Raw genomic sequence first — 23,785 nt, 5'->3', positions numbered from 1 at the left:
AGGTAAGTCCAACTATTTTGCAGGGTGGCAACTTCGATTGCCGCCCTGCTTTCTTGTCGCTCAAGGTGAGCGCCATAGTCGCTGGGAACGACAATCTTCCGTTCCGCCGTACGTCGGATCACCGCTTCGTGCGAGATCCCATGCACAGTCGCCTGCTCGTCGACAATGATTTCGCGCTGCGCTTGGTCGCTCCTATCGGTTGATATATGGCGTGTCAGAATGGCCGCTTTCCAGCCTATGAAAATCCAGCCGAACAGCGCAGAGTGGCACTGTATAGCTGATAGATTATCTGCGGCCCGCATGGCGGGAATGGCTGGTTACATCGGTTCGATATTCTGAAGCGGACCTTCCCGAATGTCCCATTTGCCGTCATCGCAGCCGGCGTTGCCATCAAATGATATCCTAAATTAATTTGTCGAGCGTGATCGGCAAATCACGCACGCGTTTCCCAGTCGCATTGTAGATCGCGTTGGCGACCGCAGCCCCGGTACCGGTGATACCAATTTCGCCGACGCCGCGCGCGCCCATGGGTGTGTGGGGATCGGGTATGTCGGTCCAGATGACATCGATTTCCGGAACGTCCATATGTACGGGCATATGATATTCAGCGAGGCTGGGGTTCATAATCCGTCCGCTCCGCTCGTCGAACTGTGCTTCCTCCATCAGCGCGAGGCCCAGGCCCATGATGATGCCACCTCTGAACTGGCTCGCCGCAGTCTTGGGATTGAGGATGCGGCCGCAGTCGAACGATCCCAGGAAGCGAGATATGCGCGGTTCACCCGTAATCATGTTGACCCGCACTTCGCAGAACATGGCGCCATGGCTGTGCATCGACCAGTGCATGGTCTCGAGCGGCATGGGCGGCTCGGCTTCGATGACGACAGCGTCGCGCTGGGCGCGAGAGAGAATCGACGCATAGCTTTCGTACCGAGATGGATCTTCCAGGCTGGCTAGGCCGCCATCCCGACTTCCCAACTCTGCCTGTTTCAGCCCCGCCAGAGGCGAGTCATTCCCTGCCAGTGCCAGCAGTTGCGCGACCAGCTTGTTGTAGGCTGCAATCACCGACGCGCCAATCGATGCCGTCTGCTGCGATCCGCCTGCAAGGACCAGCCCAGGCAAGGTTGAGTCGCCATAGTTGAATTGGATTTGTGACATCTGCAGGCCCAGTCGCTCGGCTATCACCTGCGTCTGCGCCGTGGCCGTACCCATGCCCATTTCGTGCGCGGCAATGTCGATCGTCGCATGGCCGGCGCGAGACAGGGTGATGCGGGCTGCGCCGCCGGGCATGCGGTAATAGGGATAGGTGGCGGTGGCGCATCCCATGCCGATCAGCCATTCGTCTTCCTGGTGCATGCCTGGCAGAGGGTTGCGTGCGCTCCACCCGAAGCGCTCGGCCCCGTCGCGCCATGCCTGGTCAATATGCCGCGCTGAAAAGGGCAGACCGGATATCGGGTCCTTCTCCGGCTCGTTGCGCAAGCGGAGCTCGATGGGGTCGATACCGAGCTTCTCGGCCAGTTCGTCCATCGCGCATTCAAGCGCGAAGGTGCCCACTGCCTCGCCTGGCGCGCGCATGAATGTGTTACTGGTCATGTCGATCTCGACATGCTGGACGTCCAGCAGGATATTCTCCGCGGCGTAGGCGCTTCGCGTCGGGAGGATGAATGGTTCGGGCATGACATTGTGCGATGTCTTTGCCGTCACACCGCGATGGATGAGTGCGGTGAGCTTCCCTTCGGCGGTCGCGCCCAGAGCAACCTGCTGCTCGGTCGGCGAGCGACCACCAACGGTGCGGTAGACACCTTCTCGGGTCAGCATCAATCGGACAGGTCGCTCGGCAAGCTTCGCCGCTGCGGCCGCAATGATCTGATGCTGCCACAGCGTTTTACTGCCGAAACCGCCGCCGACATAAGGCGATGTAATGACGACCTTGTCGGCTGGCAAATCGAACACCTGCCCCAGCGTCCAGGCCGAATGCGCGACCGCCTGCTGCGCATCATGGATGCGGAGTGTGTCGCCCTCCCACGAAAGCGTGACGGCATGAAGTTCGATGGGATTATGATTGTGGCGCGGCGTCGAATAGGCCGCGTCGATCTTGACGGCGGCCTTTTCGAAAGCTGCCTGCGCATCGCCAACCTCGTCATGCAGCGGCTGGCCCATGAATTGCGATTGGGTGGTCCCCCTGGCGATCGCCGCGTGGAAGTCGGTCTCCGCCGGCTCGGCCGCATAGTCCACATCGATCAGGCCGGCGGCATGGTCCGCTTGCTCCTGCGTGTTAGCAAGTATGATGGCGATAGGCTGACCGTTCCAGTAGATCTTCTCATCCTGCAGGACGGGAATGCTGTCGCCCGCAGCGGCCTTGGGATCACTCATGAACAGGGGGGCAGGCTTTAGTCTTGGCGCGTTACGATGGGTCATCACGAGCAGGACGCCGGGCGCGCTCTCAGCCGTTTCGACATTGAGCGAGGTGATGCGACCTTTCGCGATCCTGCTGTAGACGATGGCGGCGTAGACCATGGTTTCCAGAGGAAACTCCGCCGCAAAAGGAGCAGCCCCCGTCACCTTGAGTGGCCCGTCGATGCGCGAGACAGGCTTGCCGACATGACCATGCTGGTGACGGATGAGCGGATCGGGTTCGCCTCCCGGCATCCAGCTATCTGGCGCGAGCGCCACTACCTTCGCCATAGCGCCCTGCATCAGGCCTTGCGCCAACGCCTTGCCGCTATCGATCAGGCTCATGCCATGTCCTCCATCAACTGCGTGAGTACAGCGACCATCGTCCGCTGCGCGAGCGCGACCTTGAAGCCATTGTCCCGGAGCGGCCGGGCATAGGACAGTTCCTCCGCGGCTGCCTTGATGAAGGCATCCACCGATGCAGGTGATCCACGCAAAAGCGCTTCCGCTCTGGCTGCACGCCACGGCTTATGGGCAACGCCGCCGAGCGCCAGCCGGACGTGCCGCACATGCCCCTGTTCCACATCGAGGACAGCCGCGACGGACACCAGCGCGAACGCATAGCTCGCCCGATCACGGACCTTGCGGTAGGTTGAGCGCGCAGTGGATGGCACGGCTGGCAGTTCGATTGCGGTGATGAGTTCGCCCTGCTGCAGATTGGTGTCGATATCGGGTCGCTCGCCGGGCAAGCGATGAATCTCAGCGAACGCAATCCTTCTTTCGCCGTTGGGTCCTCGCACATGCACAGCGGCGTCAAGCGCAGCCAAGGCCACGCACATGTCCGATGGATGGGTGGCGATACAATGATCGGATGCGCCAAGAATTGCATGATTTCGGGTGAAGCCGCCAATCGCATCGCAGCCGCTTCCAGGGATGCGCTTGTTACATTGCGTGCCATCCTGGTCGTAGAAATAGAGGCACCGGGTGCGCTGCAGGATGTTGCCGGCGACGGTCGCCATATTGCGAATCTGCGCACTGGCTCCGGCGACGATCGCGCGGGAAAGAAGGGGATAACGTTCGCGGATGGCGCGATGTTCGGCCACCGCAGTGTTGCGCGCCGCAGCGCCGATCAGCATGCCGCCATCGGATTGCTCGACTATGCCCGTGTCGAGACCTGTCACATCGATCAAGGTCGATGGACGATCGATATTTTCCCGCATGAGATCGACGAGGTTTGTTCCTCCGCCAAGATAGCGGACGCCGTTACCGGTCTGTCGCAGCGCCTCGTCGGCGGTGGCGGCGCGATGATAGGTAAAGGGGATCATTCGGTGACCTCCGCAAACGTCTCGAGGATCGCATCGACGATGCCATTATGCGCGCCGCAGCGGCACAGGTTACCGCTCATCCGCTCACGAACCTCGTCGCGCGTCATCCCTATGCTGTCGGTGTCGAGCGCTTGCGTTACGTGACTGGGAACGCCGCGCTGCAGTTCGGCGGCCATCCCCACTGCAGAGCATATCTGTCCCGGCGTGCAATAGCCGCATTGGAAACCGTCATGCTCGACAAAGGCCTGTTGAAGCGGGTGCAGATTGTCGGCCGTTCCCAAGCCTTCGATCGTGATGATCTCCTGCCCCTCATATTGAACGGCGAGCGCGAGACAGGAGAGGATCCGCTCCCCATTTGCCAGCACGGTGCAGGCGCCACATGCTCCTTGATTGCAGCCTTTCTTCGATCCGGTGAGGCCCTGATGCTCCCGCAGAAAGTCGAGGAGGGAAACACGAGGGTCTTCAGGACACTCGGCCAAGGCGCCATTTACAAGGATGCTCATCCATCACTCCCCATAGTCGGGTGCGTAAACGATGTAGAAATGCGCGGATCGAGGTTTCGGGCCCATCGACAGCATTTTCCAGATGCGATTGCCGATCGGCCTCTCATCAATCGGGCTGGAAGCTACCGCCCGCATAAGCGATGATCGACATGATCGCGCCACCTTTCTGGAAGCAGAAGTGCGCGGTGTCGCGTCAGGAATGCAGGGCGATAGTTGACAGGCCGACAAGCGGCACGGGTTCAGAACCCTGTGTCTGACCGCCCCATGGTCGAGAGCCGTAGCCTTCCAAATGGATCCAGAATCGAATTGCTGGATCATGCGTTGAGACGCGCTAATGGTGCGTCCATGCGCAAACTCATTCTACCTCTAATCCTTCTCTCGATCACCTCGCCGGCTTTTGCCTGGGGGCCCATCGGCCACCGCGTCACCGGTGCCATTGCCGACCGGAACCTGAGCGGCCTGGCCCGCGCCAATGTCCAGCTTCTCCTGGGGGACGAAGATCTGGCACAGGCTGCGACCTGGCCGGACGACATGAAATCCGACCCTGCCGATTTCTGGCAGAAGCAGGCCAGCCCATGGCATTATGTGACCGTGCGCGAGGGCGACGCCTATACGAGCGCCGACGCGCCGCCCGAAGGCGACGCGATGAGCGCGCTTGCCCGCTTCACCGCGACGCTGCGTGATCCTGCGGCCTCAATGGACGACAAGCGCCTGGCCCTGCGCTTTGTCGTCCATATTATCGGCGACCTGCATCAGCCACTTCATGCCGGCGGCGGCAACGACCGGGGTGGCAATGACATGAAGGTGAGCTGGTTCGGTCGCTCGACCAATCTCCATTCGGTCTGGGACAGTGCGATGATCGAACAGCGATCGCTCTCCTATTCCGAACTCGCCGACTGGCTGGCGCGCGCGATCACGCCGCAGCAGATCATCGCCTGGAATGTTCGCGATCCAGGCACCTGGATCCGCGAGAGCATCGCGCTGCGCAAGACCATCTATCCCACCGATACCAGCCTGTCCTGGGACTATGCCTATCAGCACCGTCTCGAGCTTGATGATCGGCTCAAGCGCGGTGGTATCCGCATCGCCGCCTATCTCAACTGGGTGTTCGAGAATCCGCAGGACCAGAACCCGTCCCAGGCTCAAACTCCCCGCAAGCCCGCAAGGCACAAATGACATGCCACGCGGCACGCGGCACGAACTGATCGGCATCCTGCTTGGCGGCGATCCCTATCCCGTGCTGCGTGTGGCTGATGGCGGGGAATGGCGGCTCGATTGCCCCAGATCCTGCCGGCATCTTATTGGCCAGAAGGTCCGGGTCGTGGGAACGAGATCCGATTTCGACATGCTCGATGTCGAGCAGATCGAGCCGGCCTGAGCCGCATTGGCGGCTTGCCGCCTTTCAGCGAAAATCCCGTGTCTTCACCTTGATACCCTCTGTCGGCTGTCCCGGAATGATGCCGGACCCAAGGCGCAGATCGGGATCGTAAAGATCGCGGGCCCCGCGCCCAAGAGGCCTGTTCGCCGCATCGCGGGGATCGGGGGCCATGGCGCTTTTGACGATATCGGCGCGGCTGACCTGATAGATGCTGGCGACATCCTCCCGCTGGCCGACGCTGGCGAGGAGAGGCGAGAGATCCTCCAGACGCTGGGCGATGAGATGGATGACCTCGCCCTCCTTCTGGACCTGACCGCGCACGCCCATCATCGAGGCGCTCAGCACCACGCGCCGATGCTTCTCGAAGAGATTGGGCCAGACGACGAGATTGGCGACATCGGTCTCATCCTCGAGGGTGATGAACATGGTGCCCTTGGCGGAACCCGGCTTCTGCCGCAGGAGGACGAGGCCGGCGAGATTGACCCATCGCCCGTCGCGAATATCCTTGAGCGCGGCGCAGGTCACTATCTTCCGGCGCGCCAATTCGTCGCGCAGGAAGGCGAGCGGATGGGCGCGCAGCGAAAGTCCGATCGCGCGATAATCTTCCACCACTTCCTCGCCTTCGCCCATCTGCGGGAGAAGGACGTTCGGCTCGATCGCTTCGGGGCGCAATTTGCCCGCCCGCGCGTCAGCGGCGGCAAAGAGCGGCAAGGCTTCTTCGCCAAGACCCTTCACCTCCCAGAGGCCAGCGCGGCGCGAGAGCGCCAGCGAACCAAAGCCACCGGCATGGCCGATCCGGTCGAGCGCGCGGCCGCTGACGCCGGCCCGGCGCTGGATTTCCTCGACGCTGGCATAGGGTTCATTGCCCCGCGCCAGGACAATAGCGGCGCCATCGGCATTTTTGAGCTCGCGCGCATAGCGCAGGCCGATCCTTAACGCATGATAGCGGCCCTGGGTCGGCTCGAGCGTGCAGTCCCAGCGGCTGTGATTGACGTCGATGGGACGGACCTCGACCCCATGCTGGCGCGCGTCGCGGACGATCTGTGCGGGCGCATAGAAGCCCATGGGCTGGGCGTTGAGGAGCGCTGCGCAGAAGACGTCGGGATGATGGCATTTCATCCAGGAAGAGGCATAGGCGATGAGCGCAAATGAGGCGGCGTGGCTTTCGGGAAAACCGTAGGAGCCAAAGCCCTCAATCTGCTTGAAGGTCTGTTCGGCAAAATCGCGCTGATAGCCGCGCGCGATCATGCCGTTGATGAGCTTGTCGCGGAAATGGGAGACGCCGCCGGTCAGCTTGAAGGTCGCCATCGCCCGGCGCAGCAGATCGGCCTCCGACGGCGTGAAACCCGCGCATTCGATCGCGACGCGCATCGCCTGTTCCTGGAAGAGGGGGACGCCCAGGGTCTTTTCCAGCACCCGGCGCAGTTCCTGCGTCGGATAGCTGATCGCCTCCTTGCCCTCGCGGCGGCGCAGGTATGGATGGACCATGTCACCCTGGATCGGGCCCGGGCGCACGATCGCCACCTCGACCACCAGGTCATAGAATTTGGTCGGCTTGATCCGGGGCAGCATTGCCATTTGCGCCCGGCTCTCGATCTGGAAGACGCCCAGCGTATCGGCCTTGCGGATCATCGCAAAGGTGTCGGGATCATCATGGGGAATGGAGGCTAGGTTCATTGCGATGCCCTTGTCATCCTCGAGCAGAGCGAAGGCGCGGCGCATGCAGCCCAGCATGCCAAGGCCCAGCACATCGACCTTCATGAAGCCGAGCGCATCGATATCATCCTTGTCCCATTCGATGATCTGGCGATCGGCCATGGCAGCGGGCTCGATCGGCACCAGTTCGTCGAGCCGTCCCAGGGTCAGAACGAAGCCGCCGGGATGCTGGGACATGTGCCGGGGCGTATTGATGAGGGTGCGGGCAAGCTCGAGCGTCAGCGCCAGGCGCTTGTCGCTCGTGTCGAGGTTGAGCTCCTGTGCATGCTTCGCCTCGACCCCATCGCGGGCCCAGCCCCAGACCTGACTTGAAAGGCCTGACAGCATGTCTTCGCTAAGGCCCAGCGCCTTGCCCACCTCGCGCACAGCGCCGCGCGCGCGAAAGCGGGAGATGACGGCGGTCAGCGCCGAACGCTCGCGGCCATAGGTCTGATAGATCCACTGGATCACTTCCTCGCGCCGCTCATGCTCGAAATCGACGTCGATATCAGGAGGCTCGCGCCGCTCGGCCGACACGAAGCGCTCGAAGAGCAGTTCGGATTTGACCGGATCGATCGAGGTGATGCCGAGCACGAAGCAGACCGCCGAATTGGCGGCGCTGCCGCGCCCCTGGCAGAGAATATCCTTCGATCGGGCAAACTGGACGATCGAATGGACGGTGAGGAAATAGGGCGCATAGGCCAGATCGCCGATGAGCCTCAGCTCATGGGAAAGCTGTTCGCGGACATTGCCGGGAATCCCATGAGGATAGCGGCCCGGCGCCTTTGTCCAGGTGAGGCGCTCCAATTCCTGCTGGGGGGTAAGGCCGCTTTCCCCGATCTCGTCGGGATAGGTGTAGGTGAGCTGACCAAGCTCGAAGCGGCAGGCCCGCGCGATCTCGACGCTGCGGCGCAGGGGCGTCACGTCGCCAAGATAGCGGGTGAAGAGCCGCTCCATTTCCGCGACGGATTTGAGATGCCGGTCGGCAAAACGCTCGCGGCGCTGCCCCAGCGTGTCGACCGTGCATTTTTCGCGGATGCAGCTCACCACATCCTGCAGCAGCCGTCGCGCGGGCGCATGGTAGAGAATGTCGCCGGTGGCGACGGTCTGCACCCCGGCGCGCGCGGCGAGGCGGGCAAGATCGCGCAGCCGGATCGCGTCGCGCGGCCGGCGCCGGATCGAAAGGGCGAGATAGGCGCGGGCCCCGAAGATGGCAGCAAGCCGGTCGAGCGCCTCCTCGCACGCTGCATCGGCGCGGTCGGGCACCAATATGCCGATCATTCCTTCCCCCCAGTCCGTCACGTCCGACCAGTCGAGATGGCAGCTGCCCTTGCCGCCACGGGCTTTGCCGATGCTCAAAAGCCGGCAGAGCCGCGAATAGGCCTCCCGGTCCGTGGGATAGACGAGCAAGGAAGTGCCGCAGACAAGGTCCAGACGGCAGCCGATGATCGCCCGGCAGCCGGTGACCTTCTGTGCGTCCCAGGCCCGCACGGCGCCGGCAAGACTGTTGCGATCGGTGACACCGAGCGCGGGCAGACCCAGCAGCGCGGCTGCCGAGAACAGTTCCTCGGGGCTGGAGGCACCGCGCAGGAAGGAAAAATGGCTGGTGACCTGCAGCTCGACATAGCGGGCGCCCTCAAGATCATCCGCCTGTTCGTCCGCGCGATCATCCTCGGACATCATGCAAAGGCACCATGGATGAACCAGCGCATCGGGCCGGTGGACGCCTGTTCGCCATCGCCCATGCGGAACAGCCAGTAGCGCGCGCCGCTCATCGTCTCGACCTGGAAATAATCGCGCACGGCATAGGGCGTGTCCGCCTCATGGCCGCCCTCACGCCACCATTCGCCATGCAGGCGCTCTGGCCCATCGGCCTGGGCGATCCGATGGCGCCGCCCCCGCCAGACGAACATGGCGGGCGGATGATCGGGCAGCATCGCCATCACGTCGACCGGCTCTGGCGGGACCAGCATGCGGGCAGGCCGGGGAAGATCATCGGCCCAGCCAGCGCCACCGGCTGATGAGAGGGGCGCGACATGTCCGACTTCGCGTTCGGGCATGCTGCTCGCGCGCGGCGCGGAGCGATAGAGGCTGCGCGCGCCAAAGCGATTGGCGAGCGCATCGACGATCGCGGTGAGATCCGGCCCGCGATCCTCGCCAGCCAGGACGCTCCCGACCTGCGCGGCCGCCATGGGCTGGGTGAGCGACGCGACCAGCGCCATCGCCTCGATCCCCATGCCCGGATCGATCGTCTCGATCTTCTGGGAGAGCAGCTTTGCCAAATGACGCACATCGCGCGAGGGGGAAGCAGTCCCGACCCGCACCGCCAGCCGGGCGCCATCGACCCGCTCGAAATGAAGGTCGAGCCGGCGCGCGCCTGTCCCCGCGCGCAGCAGGAGGCGGGCAAGATCGGTGCACAGGTCCGCGATGACCTGGGCGATGGCATCGGCGGTACCGATCGGCTCGAGCAGGCTGCGCCGCACGCGCGGCAAGCTGGCGCGGTAGATCGGATCGATGGGTTCAGGCACCTGGCCCAGGGCCTGGTCGAGCCTTTTGTAGAGCTGCCGGCCGAACCGCTTGGCGAGCGGCGCACGCGGCGCGGCGATCAGCTGCTCGATTCGCTCGAACCCCATGCGGCGCAGTTCGCTCGCGACGCCCGGCTCGATGCGCAGCGCCGACACCGGCATGATCGAGAGCGCGGCGCGCGTGGCGCCGGCCTCGATGATGTTCGGCCGTCCTGATGGCACAAACCGTGCCACCGCATGGGCGCAGCCCGGCGTATCGGCGACCGCGACCTGGCAGGCGAGGCCCGAGCCACTGACCCGGCGCATCATGTCCTTGAGGAGTGGCACTTCGCCCTCGAAGAGATGGGCGCAGCCGGTAATATCGATCCACAGGCCATCGGGTGGATCGGGCGCGACGATCGGGGAATAGCGCTTTCCCGCCCACAGAGCGAGCCGGCGCAGGCCTTCAAGATCGCCCTCGGGATCGGAATCCACGACGTCTAGGTCCGGCGCCAGCGACCGGGCGCGCGTCACCGTCATGCCGACGGCTATGCCAAGCCGGCGCGCCTCCTCGTCCACGGCCGCAATCAGACGGCGGCCATGGTCGGCATGGGCGGTGACGAGGGGCGGCGGCCCGCCTTCAGGCGGCCTGCCGGCTTTGCGACGGATACGATCCGTCGACCAGCGCGGCAGGAACAGCGAGACAACCCGTCTCATCGCTTCCCTCTACGGTCCAGATTTGGGGTTCGGTGCCGCGCGCGCGCTCAAGCGCCAGCGACCAGCGCGGACGCGCGAGACCGGGGAAACCCAGCGCCGGGCTGGGCACGGCCCGCACCCGCCAACGGGTCAGCGCGGCGCTGCCCTCGGCCTGGCTTTCAGGGGGCATGGCGCGGCGAAAGACCATGGCCAGCACGCCCGATTGTTCGGCTGCCAGCTGCAGCCGGCGCGAAGCGGTCAGCGACATTTTCTTGAGTTCCCCGACGACGCCGCCAAGGCCGGGGTGACGCAGGCATTCCTCCATCGCGATGAGGACATTGGTGTCATTGCCCGCTTCCACGAAGATGACCCGATCGGGGTGGAGCCCGGCGAGATGCAGGGCCGGCGAGAACAGGTCGCGCCAGTGGAGGCACCAGATGATCTGGCCCTGCGACCGCGCTAGAATGCCGGCCAGGAAGATGGTGGCGGCTGCATCGTCGGCAAGGTCCGAACTTCCGGCCACCTCATGAAGGGCCCCGGTCGCTATGCCGCCGCCCGGCAGATGATGGTCGATGGCGTCGATGCCGAAGGGAAGCACCGGATGCAGACCGCCCACCGCTTCCACCTGCGCGATGCGCGCGCGCAGTTCGTCGAGGATGGCGGTTCTGGACATGGGCGGCAGGGACTCGAAAATACGTTCTCTATTTGTTCGCTCCAATCCGACATTGGAGTCAATGGCATTTCGTTCTTCATATGTTCTATGTTAAGACGATGGCTTCGAGTCCCGGCAAGGAGGTCCCATCATGTCACGGCTGCATTGCGCGCGAGCCAGCATCGCCGAGATCGCGGCGCATTTCGGGGTCGATCCCTTGCCGTCGGTCGCGGTGCCCGAAGAGACGGTTGAAGGGCTGCCGGGCCTGGTCGTCTTCGAGAAGGGTGGCCGGCGCTTGTTGCGGTCCATGACCTGGGGCTTTCCGCGGCTGACCAAGGATATGCGGGCACGGGGCGAAGAAGCGGGACGTATCGGCCTTGTCGCAGATCTCACCAACCCAATGTGGGAGGAGATGGTGGTCGATCCGCGCTATCGCTGCCTTATCGTGCTCACCCATTTTGCCAATCCCGATGGCGTGCCCGGTGCCAAGACCAGGACCTGGTTTTCGGTGAAGCGCCAGCCGATCATCGCCTGGGCCGGCTTCTGCCGCAATCTGCTGAGCGAGGGGCCGGTCTATGCCGGCATGACGATGGAGGCCAATGCCGCGATCCCGCCGACCAACGACCGAATGCCGGTGCTGCTCGACCCCCATGACTATGACGCCTGGCTGCGTGGCGGTATCCAGGATGTGATCCGGTTTCTGTTCCGGCCACCTTTTGCAGCCGAGCGAATGAACGTGCAGCAAACCGAGGATAGCTGGCGCAGCAAGGCACCGCCGCCCGGAACGCAGGCGCAGGCTCTTCTGCTGTAGTCGGGGCGAGAAGTTTGCCGGCCGTCCTGACAGATAGGCGGCTTTCCCGTCTCTCGCGCCATGATAGGATGAAGCTGGAATCACCAGCTGCTCCAGCCGCCCCGTTCGAACAGGAGGTCAGCCATCTGCAATCTCTACACCGAGCGTCTGAGCGCTGCCGAGGTGGCCGCCCATTTTGGCGTGGCAAATCCGGTCATGTCTAATGCCGGTGACGAGGTCTATCCCGGCACGCCGGGCCTCGTGATCCGGGAGGAAGCCGGGCAGCGCATCATGCAGTCGATGACCTGGGGCTTTCCGTTGCGCCTCAAGGGCATGTCGCCGACGGCAAAGCCCAAACCCGTCAATAATATCGCCGATCTCGCCAAGCCGATGTGGAAAGGCCTGGCGGCCAAGCCGCCATGGCGCTGCCTCATCCCGCTAACGGCCTTTGCGGAAGCGGAAGGCGTGAAGGGCGCCAAGACGCGGACCTGGTTCAATGTGAAGGGACAGCCGATTTTTGCATGGGCGGGGCTCTGGCGCGTGAGCGATGAATGGGGGCCTGTCTATTCGGGCGTAATGACCGATTGCAACGAAGCCATCCGGCCTGTGCATGATCGCATGCCGGTGCTTCTCATGCCGGAAGATTATGAGCGGTGGCTTCACGGCTCATTTGATGACGCGGTGTCATTTCAGGACCGCTGCTTTCCCGATGCGTTGATCGAGATGACGCGCACCAGCGAACTCTGGGTGAAGAAGAAGGCGGTGGCCGAGGCTCCGTCACTCCTATGACCCGAGAGATGGAACGTTGGGCCGCGGCTCTCGCCGTGGACCGCCAACATGGCACCGGAGCAGCGGAGTTTATCGCAGGGCGCGTGAAAGCCCTTGCCATTGCGGGGGATGAGGCTGGCGTGCTGCGCTGGCTTGCGATCGCAGATTGTCTTGACGCTCTTGCCGCTGGCGGCACCATCCAGTGAGATGATTGGCCGCATTTGGGGCCAGCCGCCGAACCGGTATCAACTACCGCCAATGGCTCCGGCACGAAGAATCGTCGACGATATGGGCGGTGTGCGATCAGCATCCTACGCCAGCGCCTGTCTTTCTTCGCCATAGCTTCATGATCGCAGACATCTGTTGAAACCCGCCATTTTCTGCGTCTCTTAATCATCCCATCGGCGGTCCGGCATCGCCATCAGATGGGAAGAAGCATGTCTGAGACCGCGACAATAGCTGTCCGAAAGCCCCAGCGCAGCGCGCGCATGCTGCAGACAGCCTTGGGGCCTCATATCGGGCGGTGGCTCCAGGATCCGGCCGTCATCGAGGTCATGCTCAATCCGGACGGTCACCTCTGGGTAGATCGGCTGGGCGAGGGCATGTCGGACAGCGCCATCAGGCTGGCACAAGAGGATGCAGAACGCATCATTCGCCTCATTGCCCATCATGTCGGCGTGGACGCACATTCAGGATCGCCGCGCGTGTCGGCAGAATTGCCGATAACGGGAGAGCGGTTCGAGGGGCTGCTCCCACCGATTGTCAGGGCGCCGACCTTCGCCATTCGCAAGCCAGCGACCGCGATCTTCACGATCGACGACTATGTCGCAGCGCAGGTGATCACGCATGAACAGGCGACAGTGCTGCGGCGTGCTGTTGCCGACCGTGCCAATATCATCATTGCGGGCGGCACTGGGTCGGGCAAGACGACGCTGGCCAATGCCCTTCTCGCCGAAATCGCCAAGTCGCCGCATCGGATCGTCCTCATCGAGGATATGCGTGAGCTGCAATGTGCCTCGCCCAATCTGGTCGCCATGCGGACGAGGGATGGCATAGCATCGCTGCAGGATCTGGTGCGCTCGGCCTTGCGTCTGCGCCCTGACCGCATCCCCATTGGCGAAGTACGCGGGGCAGAGGCGCTCGATCTGCTCAAGGCCTGGGGAACCGGCCATCCCGGCGGCATCGCGACGCTTCATGCCGGTTCCGCCATTGGCGCGCTCCGCCGGCTCGAACAGCTGATCCAGGAAGCGGTCGTGACGGTGCCCAGCGCACTCATCGCAGAAACCGTCAATCTCATCGCGGTCCTTGATCGCAATGCCCAGGGCCGACGCCTCACCGAACTGGCCTGGGTGACAGGCCTTGATTCCGCGACCGGCAATTATCGCCTGATTTCCCATGCCTCCAGCTCAGGAGAAGATTCATGACCCATTCCCTCAATCGCTGCGCCTCGCGGATGCGTGCCATGCCCACCGCAGCCTGCATCGCCTTGATGCTGATAGCGGCGCCAGCAAATGCCAGCGGCTCGTCCATGCCATGGGAGGCACCGCTCCAGTCGATCCTCGAGTCGATCGAAGGGCCGGTTGCCAAGATCATCGCGGTCATCGTCATCATCGTCACGGGGCTCAGCCTTGCCTTTGGCGACACATCGGGTGGCTTCAGGCGGTTGATCCAGATCGTCTTCGGCCTCTCCATCGCCTTTGCAGCATCGAGCTTCTTCCTGTCCTTCTTCAGCTTCGGCGGCGGGGCGCTCATCTGATGCAGGACCATGACACCACGCCCGGCTTCCATACGCCTGTCTATCGGGCGCTGGGCGAACCGATATTGCTGGGCGGGGCGCCGCGCTCGCTGGCGATCGTCAATGGTACGCTGGCAGGTGCGGTCGGACTTGGTCTTCGGCTCTGGATATTGGGCCTCGCCCTGTGGGCCATCGCCCATTTCCTCGCCGTCTGGGCCACGCGCAACGACGCACAGTTCGTGGATGTGGCCCGCCGCCATCTCAAATATCCCGGATGGATGCAGCCATGATGTCATTGCGGGAATATCGATCGACGTCGGCCTGCCTGGCAGACTTCCTGCCCTGGGCGGTGCTGGCGGCACCGGGCATCGTCCTCAACAAGGATGGGTCGTTCCAGCGTACGGCCAGGTTCCGGGGCCCGGATCTCGACAGCTCGACGCCCGCAGAACTTGTTGCCGTCGCGGCGCGAATCAACAATGCGCTGCGACGCCTGGGATCAGGCTGGGCCGTGTTCGTGGAAGCGCAGCGTCTACCCGCGCAAGCCTATCCCCAAGGCCTGTTCTGCGACCGGGCATCGGCTCTGGTGGACATGGAGCGCCGCGCGCAGTTTCGCGAGGCCGGCGTCCATTTCGAGAGCTTTTATTACCTGACCCTGCTCTGGTTGCCGCCGGCCGAGGAAATCTCGAGGGCGGAATCCTGGCTTTATGAAGGGCAAGTGAAAGGCCCACTCGACCCCCTGACCCACCTGCGAAATTTTGCCGACCGGACAGATCGGCTGATCCATCTGCTCGACGGCTTCATGCCTGAAGTCCGATGGCTCGACGATGGCGAGACGCTGACTTTCCTCCACAGCTGCATTTCGACCCGGCACCAGCGGGTTCGCGTTCCCGAAACACCGGCCTATATCGATGCGCTTCTTGCCGATGAGGGCCTGTCCGGCGGTTTCGAGCCGCGCCTTGGCGACCATCATCTGCGCACCCTCACCATCACCGGTTTTCCGACGTCGACCTTCCCCGGTCTCCTGGACGAGCTTAACGCGCAGGCCTTTGCCTATCGCTGGTCGACCAGAGCGATCATGCTCGACAAGAATGATGCGACCAGATTGCTGACCCGAATCCGGCGGCAATGGTTTGCCAAGCGCAAGTCTCTTGCCGCAATCCTCAAGGAGGTGATGACGAACGAGCAGTCTGTCCTGCTCGACAGCGACGCTGCGAACAAGGCCGCTGACGCAGACATGGCGCTTCAGGCGCTGGGCGCCGATCATGCTGGCATAGCCTATGTAACGGCGAGCGTAACGGTATGGGACCGTGATCCGACCGAGGCATCGCACAAGCTGCGGCTTGTGGAAAAGGTGATCCAGGGGCGTGACTTCACTTGTTCGATCGAGCGCGTCAATGCCGTCGAGGCATGGCTGGGTGGCCTGCCTGGCCAGGTTTACGCCAATGTCCGCAAGCCTCCCATAACCACGCTCAACCTTGCGCACCTCATTCCGCTGTCCGCGGTGTGGGCAGGCGCCGCGCGCGACGAACATCTCGATGGTCCGGCGCTTCTCTACGGCAAGACCGAGGGATCCACACCCTTCCGCCTCTCACTTCATGTCGGCGATGTCGGTCACACCCTCGTCATCGGCCCTACCGGCGCAGGCAAATCGGTACTGCTCGCCATGATGGCCATGCAGTTCCGTCGCTATGCCGGTAGCCAGATCTTCGCCTTCGATTTTGGCGGGTCGATCCGCGCCGCCATCTTAGCAATGGGCGGAGACTGGTGCGATCTAGGGGGCCAGATCGATGCAGGTCAGGAAGCCAGCCCAAGGATTGCGCTTCAGCCACTGGCTCGGATCGACCAGCCGGCTGAACGAAGCTGGGTTGCGCAATGGATTGCTGCTCTTCTTGGAACGGAAGGCATTGCGCTCGATCCGGCCGACAAGGATCATCTCTGGACGGCGCTCAATTCGCTGGCATCGGCCCCGATCGCCGAGCGCACGCTGTCGGGTCTGGCAGCGCTCCTGCAGACACAGCGCCTCAAACAAGCTCTGATCCCCTATTGCGAGGGAGGCTCCTGGGGCAATTATCTCGATGGAGAAAGCGAAAATCTGGGATCGGCATCGGTCCAGGCTTTCGAGATCGAAGGTCTGGTCGGCTCCTCTGCCGCAGCGCCCGTGCTGGCCTATCTTTTCCACAAAATCGAAGCACATCTCGATGGTCGTCCGACCCTCATCCTGATCGATGAAGGCTGGCTGGTGCTCGATCATCCGCAATTTGCCGAGCAACTGCGCGAATGGCTCAAGACCTTGCGCAAGAAGAATGCGAGCGTGGTGTTTGCCACCCAGAGTCTTTCGGACATTGATGGCTCCGCGATTGCGCCGGCCATTATCGAGAGCTGCCCAACCCGTATCTTCCTGCCCAATGAGCGCGCCCTAGAGCCGCAGATCACGCAGATATATTCTCGCTTCGGCCTCAATGATCGCCAGATCGAGATATTGAGCAGGGCGACGCCCAAGCGCGACTATTATTGCCAGTCCCGGCGCGGCAATCGCCTGTTCGAGCTCGGTCTGGGTGAGGTCGCGCTCGCCTTCACCGCCGTCTCTTCCAAGCAGGATCATCGCTCGATCAGCGACATCCTCGATCTGGTCGGACGGGAGCAGTTTGCCTCCAGATGGCTGACACAAAGGGGCCTGGACTGGGCGGCAGACCTTCTCGCGCACATCGATATCGCGCCACCGGTGGATCCTGAGCAGCAGATCCTTCCCCATGTCGAGGAGCTTTCCCAATGAAGAAGCGCTTTGTCCTGATCGCTTTGATGGCGCCGATGGCAATCATGATCCCGCCGGCTGCGCAAGCTCTAGTGGTCTATGATCCGACCAACTATGCCTCCAACGTCCTGCAGGCGTCCCGGGCACTCCAGCAGATCAACAATCAGATTCAGCAGATCCAGAACCAGGCCACATCGCTTCTCAATGAGGCAAGGAATCTGACGAGCCTTCCGCTTTCGACATTGTCGACACTCCAGGCACAAATAGGCCAGACCCGTCGCCTGCTCGCGAGTGCGCAGCGCATCGCCTATGATGTGCAGGACGTCCAGAATGTCTTTGCAACCCGCTACTCGGGCGCCGTGCTGCGCGGCGATGCTGCCCAGATGGTCGCGAATGCCGACGCCCGCTGGCACGATAGCGTCGACGCGTTGCAGGATGCCATGCGCGTACAGGCCGGCGTGGTCGGCAATCTTGATGGCGCGCAGTCGAGCATGGAGCGCTTGATGGGGGCGAGCCAATCAGCAACCGGTGCCTTGCAGGTCGCGCAAGCGGGAAACCAGATGTTGGCGCTCCAGGCTCAGCAGCTTGCCGATCTGACGGCAATATCTGCGGCACAAGGCCGGGCTCAGGCGCTGGCGGCCGCGCAGCAGGCGGCGGTCGAAGCGGAGTCGCGCGAGCGTTTCCGCCGGTTCCGGGGCAATTGACATGCGGCGGCCGGGCATCGCCATATTATGCTGCGCTGCTGCGGGAATGATCGTTGCGCTGACAATGGTCATGGCGCGCGACCGAGCGGCCGAACCAGCAGCCACGGTCCGTCCACAGAAGGCCAATCCTCCTGCCGCGCCGATCCCGCCCCAGTGCCGCACGGTCGCGCAGCCGGACGCAGCGTGCCTGGCGATCTGGGAAGAGAGGCGACGCCGCTTCTTTGCGTCGGATCGCCCGCGATGACCGACACAGGCGTCATCGACGAGTTCCTCCTCGTCTTCACCACCTATATCGACAGCGGTTTCGGCTTGCTGGGTGGTGAGGTCGGCTTCCTCTCCTCGAGTCTCATCGCCATCGATGTGACGCTTGCCGCCCTGTTCTGGGCGTGGGGCGCCGACGAGGACATCCTCCAGCGTCTTGTCCGCAAGACGCTCTATATCGGCCTGTTCGCCTTCATCATCGGCAATTTCTCAACGCTTGCGACGATCCTGTTCCAGAGTTTTGCGGGATTAGGGCTCAAGGCTTCGGGAAGCGGACTGGCGATCGGCGATTTTCTGAAACCCGGTACGGTCGCCGCCACTGGCCTCGATGCCGGCGCACCACTGCTCGATGCGACGGCCGACCTGTTGGGTCCGGTCGGTCTCTTCACCAACTTCGTCCAGATCATGATCCTGCTCCTTGCCTGGCTGATCGTCGTGCTCGCCTTCTTCATCCTCGCGATCCAGATTTTCGTGACGATCGTGGAGTTCAAGCTGGTGACGCTCGCGGGCTTTGTCCTGCTCCCCTTCGCCTTCTTTGGTCGAACTGCTTTCATGGTCGAGCGCGTGCTCGCGCATGTGATCTCGTCCGGGATCAAACTGCTTGTCCTTGCGGTGATAACCGGGATTGGAACGCGCTTGTTCGCACGCTTTACAACCGCTGGCATCCCCACCGAACCGGACCTTGCACAGGTGATGTCGATAGCCCTTGCTGCATTGACGCTCCTGGGGCTGGGCATTTTCGGTCCCGGCATAGCCAATGGGATCGTCTCGGGCGGTCCGCAGCTTGGCGCCGGGAGCGCAACGGGTACGGCGGTCGCAGCGGCGGCGACCCTGGCAGCAGCCGGCGCGGGTGGAAGGCTGGCAGCCGGCGCCATCGGAAGCGCGGCAGGCAGCGCGGCAGCGAGCGGCGCCCGGATCGCTGGCGCCGCAACGCGGGCCTATTCAGCCGGCGCCAGCGGGAAATCCGGCGCGTCCGCGGTGGGCGGTGGTCTGGCAGAGGTTGCAAAGAGCGCTGCGGCATCGCTGGCCTCGCCGCTGCGCAACAGCGCCGCCGGCCTCAAGGACGGTTTTGCCCAAGGACGTTCAGGCGCCACAGGACAGCCTTCAGGCGCGATCGCCCAGGAGGGCGCCGGCCATGTGCCGCATTGGGCCGTGGCTATGAAGCGGCGCCAGATGATCAGCCACGGCGCCACAGTCGCCAGCCAGACGCTCAAAAGCGGCGACAGCCATGGTGGCGGCGCCGGCCCGGATATCAGCGAAAGGAACTGACATCATGTTCCAGCGAACATCGGTCCATTATGGAAAGTCGCCCGAAGCAGTGACCCCATATCAGCGGGCCGCTCAGGTCTGGGATGACCGGATTGGTTCGTCACGCGTGCAGGCGCGCAACTGGCGCCTGGCTTTCTTCGCCAGCCTCGCTCTCTCGACGACGATGAGCATCGGGCTGCTGTGGCAAATGGCGCGCGGAACCGTGACGCCCTGGATCGTCGAGGTCGACAAGCTTGGCCAAGCGCAGGCGGTGGCACCCGCAACGCGCGACTATCGCCCGACGGATCCCCAGATCGCCTTTCATCTTGCCCGCTTTGTCGAGCAGGTCAGGAGCCTGCCGACGGATCCCATCATCCTGCGTCAGAACTGGCTGCGCGCCTATGACTTCACGACCGACAGGGGGGCGGCAGCGCTGAGCGAATACGTGCGGCGCGATGATCCTTTCACCAAGGTCGGGCGAATTCAGGTGGCAGTCGAGATATCGAGCGTCATCCGCGCCTCGGATGACAGCTTCAGGATCGCCTGGGTCGAACGACGCTATGAGCAGGGCATATTGAGCGACACCAGCCGGTGGTCGGCAATCCTGACCGTGGCGCTCCAGCCTCCTCAATCCGAGGACGTCCTCACCAGAAACCCGCTCGGAATCTTCGTCGATGCCCTCAACTGGTCAAAGGAGTTCGGACAGTGACAAACCCTCGCCCCTCCCTGGTTGCCGGCGGTGCCACACCCCTCCTGGTCGCGTTCATGGTCGCGCCTCTGTCGATGGCGCCCGCATATGCGCAGGACAGCGGAGAAATGGCAGCGGCAAAGCGCTCCTCCAACAACGCCACAATCAAAGTCGTGCCACTTCCGGTTCCCATGCCGCTGCCGGGGCAGCTCAAGCCTGTGCCGCATGTCGTCCGGACGCTGCCGGCTGCGCCCCAGCGCGGTGTGAAATCAGCCAACGCAGCGGCTCGTATCCAGCCCAGTCAGGGCGATTATGTGAATGCTATGCAGCGCTATGCATTTGCAGATGGCGCGCTCTATCAGGTCTATGCTGCGCCCGGGCAAGTTACCGACATCATGCTACAGGAAGGCGAGGAACTTGTAGGCGCCGGTCCGATCGCCGCCGGCGACACTGTACGCTGGATCATCGGGGACACCATAAGCGGGAGTGGTTCCTCGCTGCGCGTTCATGTGCTGGTGAAGCCGACGAGAGGCGATATCGCCACCAACCTCATCATCAACACGAACAGACGCACCTACCATCTCGAACTGAACGGGACGCCATCGACCTACATGGCATCGGTGTCCTGGACTTATCCACAGGATGCGCTGTTCGCATTGAAAGCTGCAGCGGCGCAGGAAAGCCGCAATGCGCCGGTCGCGACGGGCTTGGATCTGGCATCCCTGAACTTCCGTTACCAGATAAAAGGGGATCTGCCTGCCTGGCGCCCGCTGCGTGCGTTTGACGATGGCCGTCAGGTCTTGATCGAGTTTCCCTCGGACATCGCGACCGGCGAAATGCCACCGCTTTTTGTCACGGGTGCGTCAGGATCGGCCGAGCTCGTTAATTACCGCGTGCAGGGGCACTTCATGATCGTCGATCGCCTTTTCAGCGCAGCGGAACTGAGGCTTGGGGACAAGAAAACCAGCAAGCTGGTGCGCATCGAACGGATCGACCCGAAGCCAGTTCATCGGGCAAGCCGATAATGAGCAGCGCAGAAAATAGCAGCAAGCCGGGCGACAAGGTCGAGGACCAAGTCGAGATCGATAAACACGATGACATCCCGCCCGCCAATGTATCAAAAGGCAAAAATTCTAAGGCGGTTGCGTTGCGGGCGGCCTCGCCGCCGGCCATGCGTCTGTCCCGGAAAGCGATCGGGCTTCTGGCGGCCGTCAGTTGCATCTGCATTGCCGGAACATTGATCTATGCCCTGCGGCCAAAGACGATCGAGGGCGTCGAAAACATACCGGTCTCGCACGGCCGCATCAAAGCCGAAACCATTGCGTCAGCACCCGACGACTATTCCAAAATTCCCAAATTGGGGACGCCATTGACCGACGTCCCGGGACAGCCGCTGCTTGAAGCGCAACAACAGCCAAGTCTGACGAACCCCGGCCGCTCGCCACCCAGCGATGAGCGCCTGACGGCGCGCCAGCAAGAGCGAGAGCGCCAGAGGAGCATGCGTGAGGCCGCGCTATCGAGCAGATTGTTTCTTGCCTCAGCGCCAACGGTTGCAAGGGCGAAGGAACCGGACGGCGTGCTGCCGGCGGAGGCCAGAGCGCCCCAGGACCCGAGGGCAGAAGCTGAAAGCCAGCCCCTCCAGTCCCGAACCGCCGATACGAATAGGCGCACGTTTCTGGCGCCTGTCGCTATCGCCGAGGCAAGCACACAGCGCGTTGCGAATTCGGCATCGCCCTATGTCGTGCAGGCGGGCAATGTCATCCCTGCTGCGCTGATCACAGGAATCCGATCCGATCTTCCCGGCCTTATCACCGCGCAGGTGACGGAAAATGTTTATGATAGCCCGTCGGGCCAGATCCTGCTCATCCCGCAAGGGTCTCGGCTGATCGGCGAATATGACAGTGCGACCGCAGCGGGACAGCAGAGGATATTGATCGCTTGGGACCGCCTTATTTTTCCCGACAGCCGTTCGATTCTGCTCGACCGGCTTCAGGGCGCCGATCAGTCCGGCAGGTCGGGCCTGCAGGATGGTGTGGACAATCATTGGGCCGGCTTGCTCGGCGCAGCATTCATCTCGACCCTGTTGAACGTGGGGACCGAGGTCATGGCCGACGATGACGGAAGTCTCGTGCGAGCGCTGCGATATGGCACGCAGGACAGCATCAGTCAGGCAGGCCGACAGATCATCGGGCGGCAACTGACGATTCCTCCGACACTCACCATCAGACCTGGCCATCCTCTGCGCGTGATGGTGAAGCGAGACATCATATTGGAACCATGGGAAGGGCAGAAGTGATGGTCAAACTCAAGCTAGGACCGATCGAGGATGATAAGCCAGTCAAAATCTCGGTCGAACTTTCCGCTGCGGTACATCGGGATCTGACGGCTTATGCGCGCATCCATGCCAGCGACACCGGACTGACCCATCCCATGGCAATTGAGCGGTTGATCGGCCCGATGCTGGAGCGTTTCATGGCCAGCGATCGGGGTTTCAGACGTAATGTTTGAAAGCAAAAGCCCGATAGGCATCAATGTGGGGGCAATTGCGCTTGCGCAGTGAAGTAGAGCTGCGCACCCTCTTTCATCCACAAAGTCAATTGTGGATGGTGACCGGGCGACTGGCCCGCATGTCCAGGCTGAAAGGCTAAAGGGGTCAGTGCGTGTGCCCAACGCACGCCCTCACTGCTCGGTCACTATTAGCACACCCCCGTGGCATCTGGATAATTGTTCATAAATTATAATGTAATTATAAAATGGATGGTGAATTGTTTCCGTGAAATCTTTCGAATTGCGACGTGGAGTCGCTGATTTGAAGGAGAATGACCATGGAACGTGATGCACATTCGCAGGATATCGTCGATCTGGGAGATGCAGTCGAACTCACCCGCGGCGTACTGCTGATCGGCCAGGATGATGGCAACGGCACGCTGTACAAGGCTTCCGGCATTTCCGACGAAGACTGAAGGTCGAAAGGGCGCGCCGCTCATCCAAAGCGGCGCGCCCTTTTGATTTGCGGAAGGAAATCGCAATGCGACAGATAGGACGAGATTTACATGCCTGCCTGATCGGACAGACGCCCGTAATTCTCAATATTGCGAGCGAGCGATATCAGCTTGTCCGCGGGCCAACCAGAGACCATCTGACCGCCCTCCTCGCAATGAAGCCGGGCCCTGAGGACATTGGGGCCCTGGTCCGAGCAGGACTGCTCGATCCAGGCATAATGGTCGCAGAAGGCGCAGCGGCACCCGTAGCTCCGACATGCAGTCATCTGGATCTGATCAAGTTCAGGCATGGTTGGCTTTTGGCACCAGTGGCACTTGTTGCATTGTCCATTGCTGTGATTCAGGTTCGTCGCGACGCGCTGCGGACCATCTTGGATCGCGTCCGGGAGGGGGCAGGAAAGCCGCGGTTGACACTGCCAATCTTCAGCGAAGCCATGGTCGCAGCTGCATTCCACCTCCTGCGGCAGTTCCTGCCGCTCGATAATCACTGTCTTGCGCGCAGCATCGCAATTTCGCGGATGTTGCGACGCTTCGGCCACCAGGCGACCTTGGTCATTGGCGTACAGTTGCCGATAGCGGCGCATTGTTGGGTTCAGTGCGAAGACAGGCTGATGGCCGACAGAGTCGATCGGATCGCCGCTTTCGAACCCATCCTGGCGAGATGAGTGCGTCGCGCTATCTGGCTTATGTCCG

22 protein-coding genes are annotated in these 23,785 nt (G+C 62.6%); 16 read left to right on the top strand and 6 right to left on the bottom strand.

From position 1 onward, the window contains the following. Window positions 1-402 precede the first annotated feature (402 nt). Genes PMI04_RS01730 through PMI04_RS01720 form a run of 3 tightly spaced genes read right to left on the bottom strand, consistent with a single transcriptional unit; the run spans window position 403 to window position 4,219 of the window. Entirely contained in the window at window positions 403-2,736 is a 2,334-nt protein-coding gene (locus tag PMI04_RS01730; protein ID WP_007715038.1) for a xanthine dehydrogenase family protein molybdopterin-binding subunit, read from the bottom strand. After that, window positions 2,733-3,716, bottom strand: a complete 984-nt coding sequence (locus tag PMI04_RS01725; protein ID WP_007715048.1) for a xanthine dehydrogenase family protein subunit M — start codon at window positions 3,714-3,716, stop codon at window positions 2,733-2,735. Before PMI04_RS01725 ends, PMI04_RS01730 begins: the two co-directional genes overlap by 4 nt. Further along, a complete protein-coding gene (locus tag PMI04_RS01720; RefSeq protein ID WP_007715050.1) occupies window positions 3,713-4,219 on the bottom strand; it encodes a 2Fe-2S iron-sulfur cluster-binding protein in 507 nt (168 codons plus the stop codon). Before PMI04_RS01720 ends, PMI04_RS01725 begins: the two co-directional genes overlap by 4 nt. A gap of 345 nt (window positions 4,220-4,564) precedes the next feature. Here PMI04_RS01720 and PMI04_RS01715 point away from each other — a divergent pair, with 345 nt between their 5' ends. Together PMI04_RS01715 and PMI04_RS01710 are read left to right on the top strand one after the other, a co-directional pair. Further along, window positions 4,565-5,395 (top strand): S1/P1 nuclease, encoded by an 831-nt coding sequence (locus PMI04_RS01715; RefSeq protein ID WP_007715052.1) that lies wholly within the window; start codon window positions 4,565-4,567, stop codon window positions 5,393-5,395. Between the two features lies 1 nt (window position 5,396). After that, window positions 5,397-5,597: a DUF5818 domain-containing protein gene (locus tag PMI04_RS01710; protein ID WP_007715055.1), complete on the top strand. Its 201-nt coding sequence runs from the start codon at window positions 5,397-5,399 to the stop codon at window positions 5,595-5,597. A gap of 24 nt (window positions 5,598-5,621) precedes the next feature. On the opposite strand, the gene PMI04_RS01705 is transcribed toward PMI04_RS01710, so the two are convergent. From PMI04_RS01705 to PMI04_RS01695, 3 genes are read right to left on the bottom strand one after another with little or no spacing between them, the layout of a single operon-like run. Then, window positions 5,622-8,975, bottom strand: a complete 3,354-nt coding sequence (locus PMI04_RS01705; protein WP_007715057.1) for an error-prone DNA polymerase — start codon at window positions 8,973-8,975, stop codon at window positions 5,622-5,624. Further along, complete coding sequence (locus PMI04_RS01700) at window positions 8,972-10,513, bottom strand: DUF6504 family protein (protein ID WP_081491053.1); 1,542 nt, start codon at window positions 10,511-10,513, stop codon at window positions 8,972-8,974. Before PMI04_RS01700 ends, PMI04_RS01705 begins: the two co-directional genes overlap by 4 nt. Next, complete coding sequence (locus tag PMI04_RS01695) at window positions 10,437-11,165, bottom strand: hypothetical protein (RefSeq protein ID WP_007715061.1); 729 nt, start codon at window positions 11,163-11,165, stop codon at window positions 10,437-10,439. The genes PMI04_RS01700 and PMI04_RS01695 overlap by 77 nt, the downstream gene beginning before the upstream one ends. Window positions 11,166-11,295: 130 nt before the next feature. Between PMI04_RS01695 and PMI04_RS01690 the strand changes: the two genes are divergently transcribed. The 14 genes from PMI04_RS01690 to PMI04_RS01625 all read left to right on the top strand — a co-directional run bounded on the left by PMI04_RS01690 (window position 11,296) and on the right by PMI04_RS01625 (window position 23,757). Next, window positions 11,296-11,955 carry an SOS response-associated peptidase family protein gene (locus PMI04_RS01690; protein WP_007715063.1) on the top strand — a complete coding sequence of 220 codons (660 nt, stop codon included), beginning with the start codon at window positions 11,296-11,298 and terminating at the stop codon, window positions 11,953-11,955. A 123-nt stretch (window positions 11,956-12,078) separates the two neighbouring features. After that, the gene (locus tag PMI04_RS01685) at window positions 12,079-12,723 is read left to right on the top strand and encodes an SOS response-associated peptidase family protein (protein ID WP_081491054.1); all 645 of its coding nucleotides are present in this window, start codon (window positions 12,079-12,081) and stop codon (window positions 12,721-12,723) included. A 416-nt stretch (window positions 12,724-13,139) separates the two neighbouring features. Then, the gene (gene trbB, locus PMI04_RS01680; RefSeq protein WP_007715070.1) at window positions 13,140-14,126 is read left to right on the top strand and encodes a P-type conjugative transfer ATPase TrbB; all 987 of its coding nucleotides are present in this window, start codon (window positions 13,140-13,142) and stop codon (window positions 14,124-14,126) included. 29 nt (window positions 14,127-14,155) lie between these two features. Continuing rightward, the gene (locus PMI04_RS01675) at window positions 14,156-14,458 is read left to right on the top strand and encodes a TrbC/VirB2 family protein (protein ID WP_230588660.1); all 303 of its coding nucleotides are present in this window, start codon (window positions 14,156-14,158) and stop codon (window positions 14,456-14,458) included. Beyond that, the gene (locus tag PMI04_RS01670) at window positions 14,458-14,727 is read left to right on the top strand and encodes a VirB3 family type IV secretion system protein (protein ID WP_007715075.1); all 270 of its coding nucleotides are present in this window, start codon (window positions 14,458-14,460) and stop codon (window positions 14,725-14,727) included. The genes PMI04_RS01675 and PMI04_RS01670 overlap by 1 nt, the downstream gene beginning before the upstream one ends. Further along, window positions 14,724-17,210: a conjugal transfer protein TrbE gene (gene trbE / locus PMI04_RS01665; protein ID WP_007715077.1), complete on the top strand. Its 2,487-nt coding sequence runs from the start codon at window positions 14,724-14,726 to the stop codon at window positions 17,208-17,210. Before PMI04_RS01670 ends, trbE begins: the two co-directional genes overlap by 4 nt. Next, window positions 17,207-17,893 (top strand): P-type conjugative transfer protein TrbJ, encoded by a 687-nt coding sequence (trbJ, locus tag PMI04_RS01660; protein ID WP_007715079.1) that lies wholly within the window; start codon window positions 17,207-17,209, stop codon window positions 17,891-17,893. Before trbE ends, trbJ begins: the two co-directional genes overlap by 4 nt. 240 nt (window positions 17,894-18,133) lie before the next feature. After that, window positions 18,134-19,423, top strand: a complete 1,290-nt coding sequence (trbL, locus tag PMI04_RS01655; RefSeq protein ID WP_007715081.1) for a P-type conjugative transfer protein TrbL — start codon at window positions 18,134-18,136, stop codon at window positions 19,421-19,423. Window positions 19,424-19,427: 4 nt separating this feature from the next. After that, window positions 19,428-20,111, top strand: a complete 684-nt coding sequence (gene trbF, locus PMI04_RS01650) for a conjugal transfer protein TrbF (RefSeq protein ID WP_007715083.1) — start codon at window positions 19,428-19,430, stop codon at window positions 20,109-20,111. Further along, entirely contained in the window at window positions 20,108-21,115 is a 1,008-nt protein-coding gene (trbG, locus tag PMI04_RS01645; RefSeq protein WP_007715085.1) for a P-type conjugative transfer protein TrbG, read from the top strand. The genes trbF and trbG overlap by 4 nt, the downstream gene beginning before the upstream one ends. Then, a complete protein-coding gene (locus tag PMI04_RS01640) occupies window positions 21,115-22,386 on the top strand; it encodes a TrbI/VirB10 family protein (protein ID WP_007715087.1) in 1,272 nt (423 codons plus the stop codon). The genes trbG and PMI04_RS01640 overlap by 1 nt, the downstream gene beginning before the upstream one ends. Next, window positions 22,386-22,598 (top strand): DUF2274 domain-containing protein, encoded by a 213-nt coding sequence (locus PMI04_RS01635; RefSeq protein WP_007715089.1) that lies wholly within the window; start codon window positions 22,386-22,388, stop codon window positions 22,596-22,598. Before PMI04_RS01640 ends, PMI04_RS01635 begins: the two co-directional genes overlap by 1 nt. A 317-nt stretch (window positions 22,599-22,915) precedes the next feature. Beyond that, window positions 22,916-23,053, top strand: coding sequence for a benenodin family lasso peptide (locus PMI04_RS01630; protein WP_004209709.1), 138 nt, complete (start codon window positions 22,916-22,918; stop codon window positions 23,051-23,053). Window positions 23,054-23,118: 65 nt separating this feature from the next. Continuing rightward, window positions 23,119-23,757, top strand: coding sequence for a lasso peptide biosynthesis B2 protein (locus PMI04_RS01625; RefSeq protein WP_007715095.1), 639 nt, complete (start codon window positions 23,119-23,121; stop codon window positions 23,755-23,757). Window positions 23,758-23,785: the final 28 nt, after the last annotated feature.

This window comes from Sphingobium sp. AP49, assembly GCF_000281715.2.
Classification (GTDB): domain Bacteria; phylum Pseudomonadota; class Alphaproteobacteria; order Sphingomonadales; family Sphingomonadaceae; genus Sphingobium.
The sequence above is the reverse complement of the archived record's forward strand: the minus strand, read 5'-3'. Positions and strand labels throughout refer to the sequence as shown.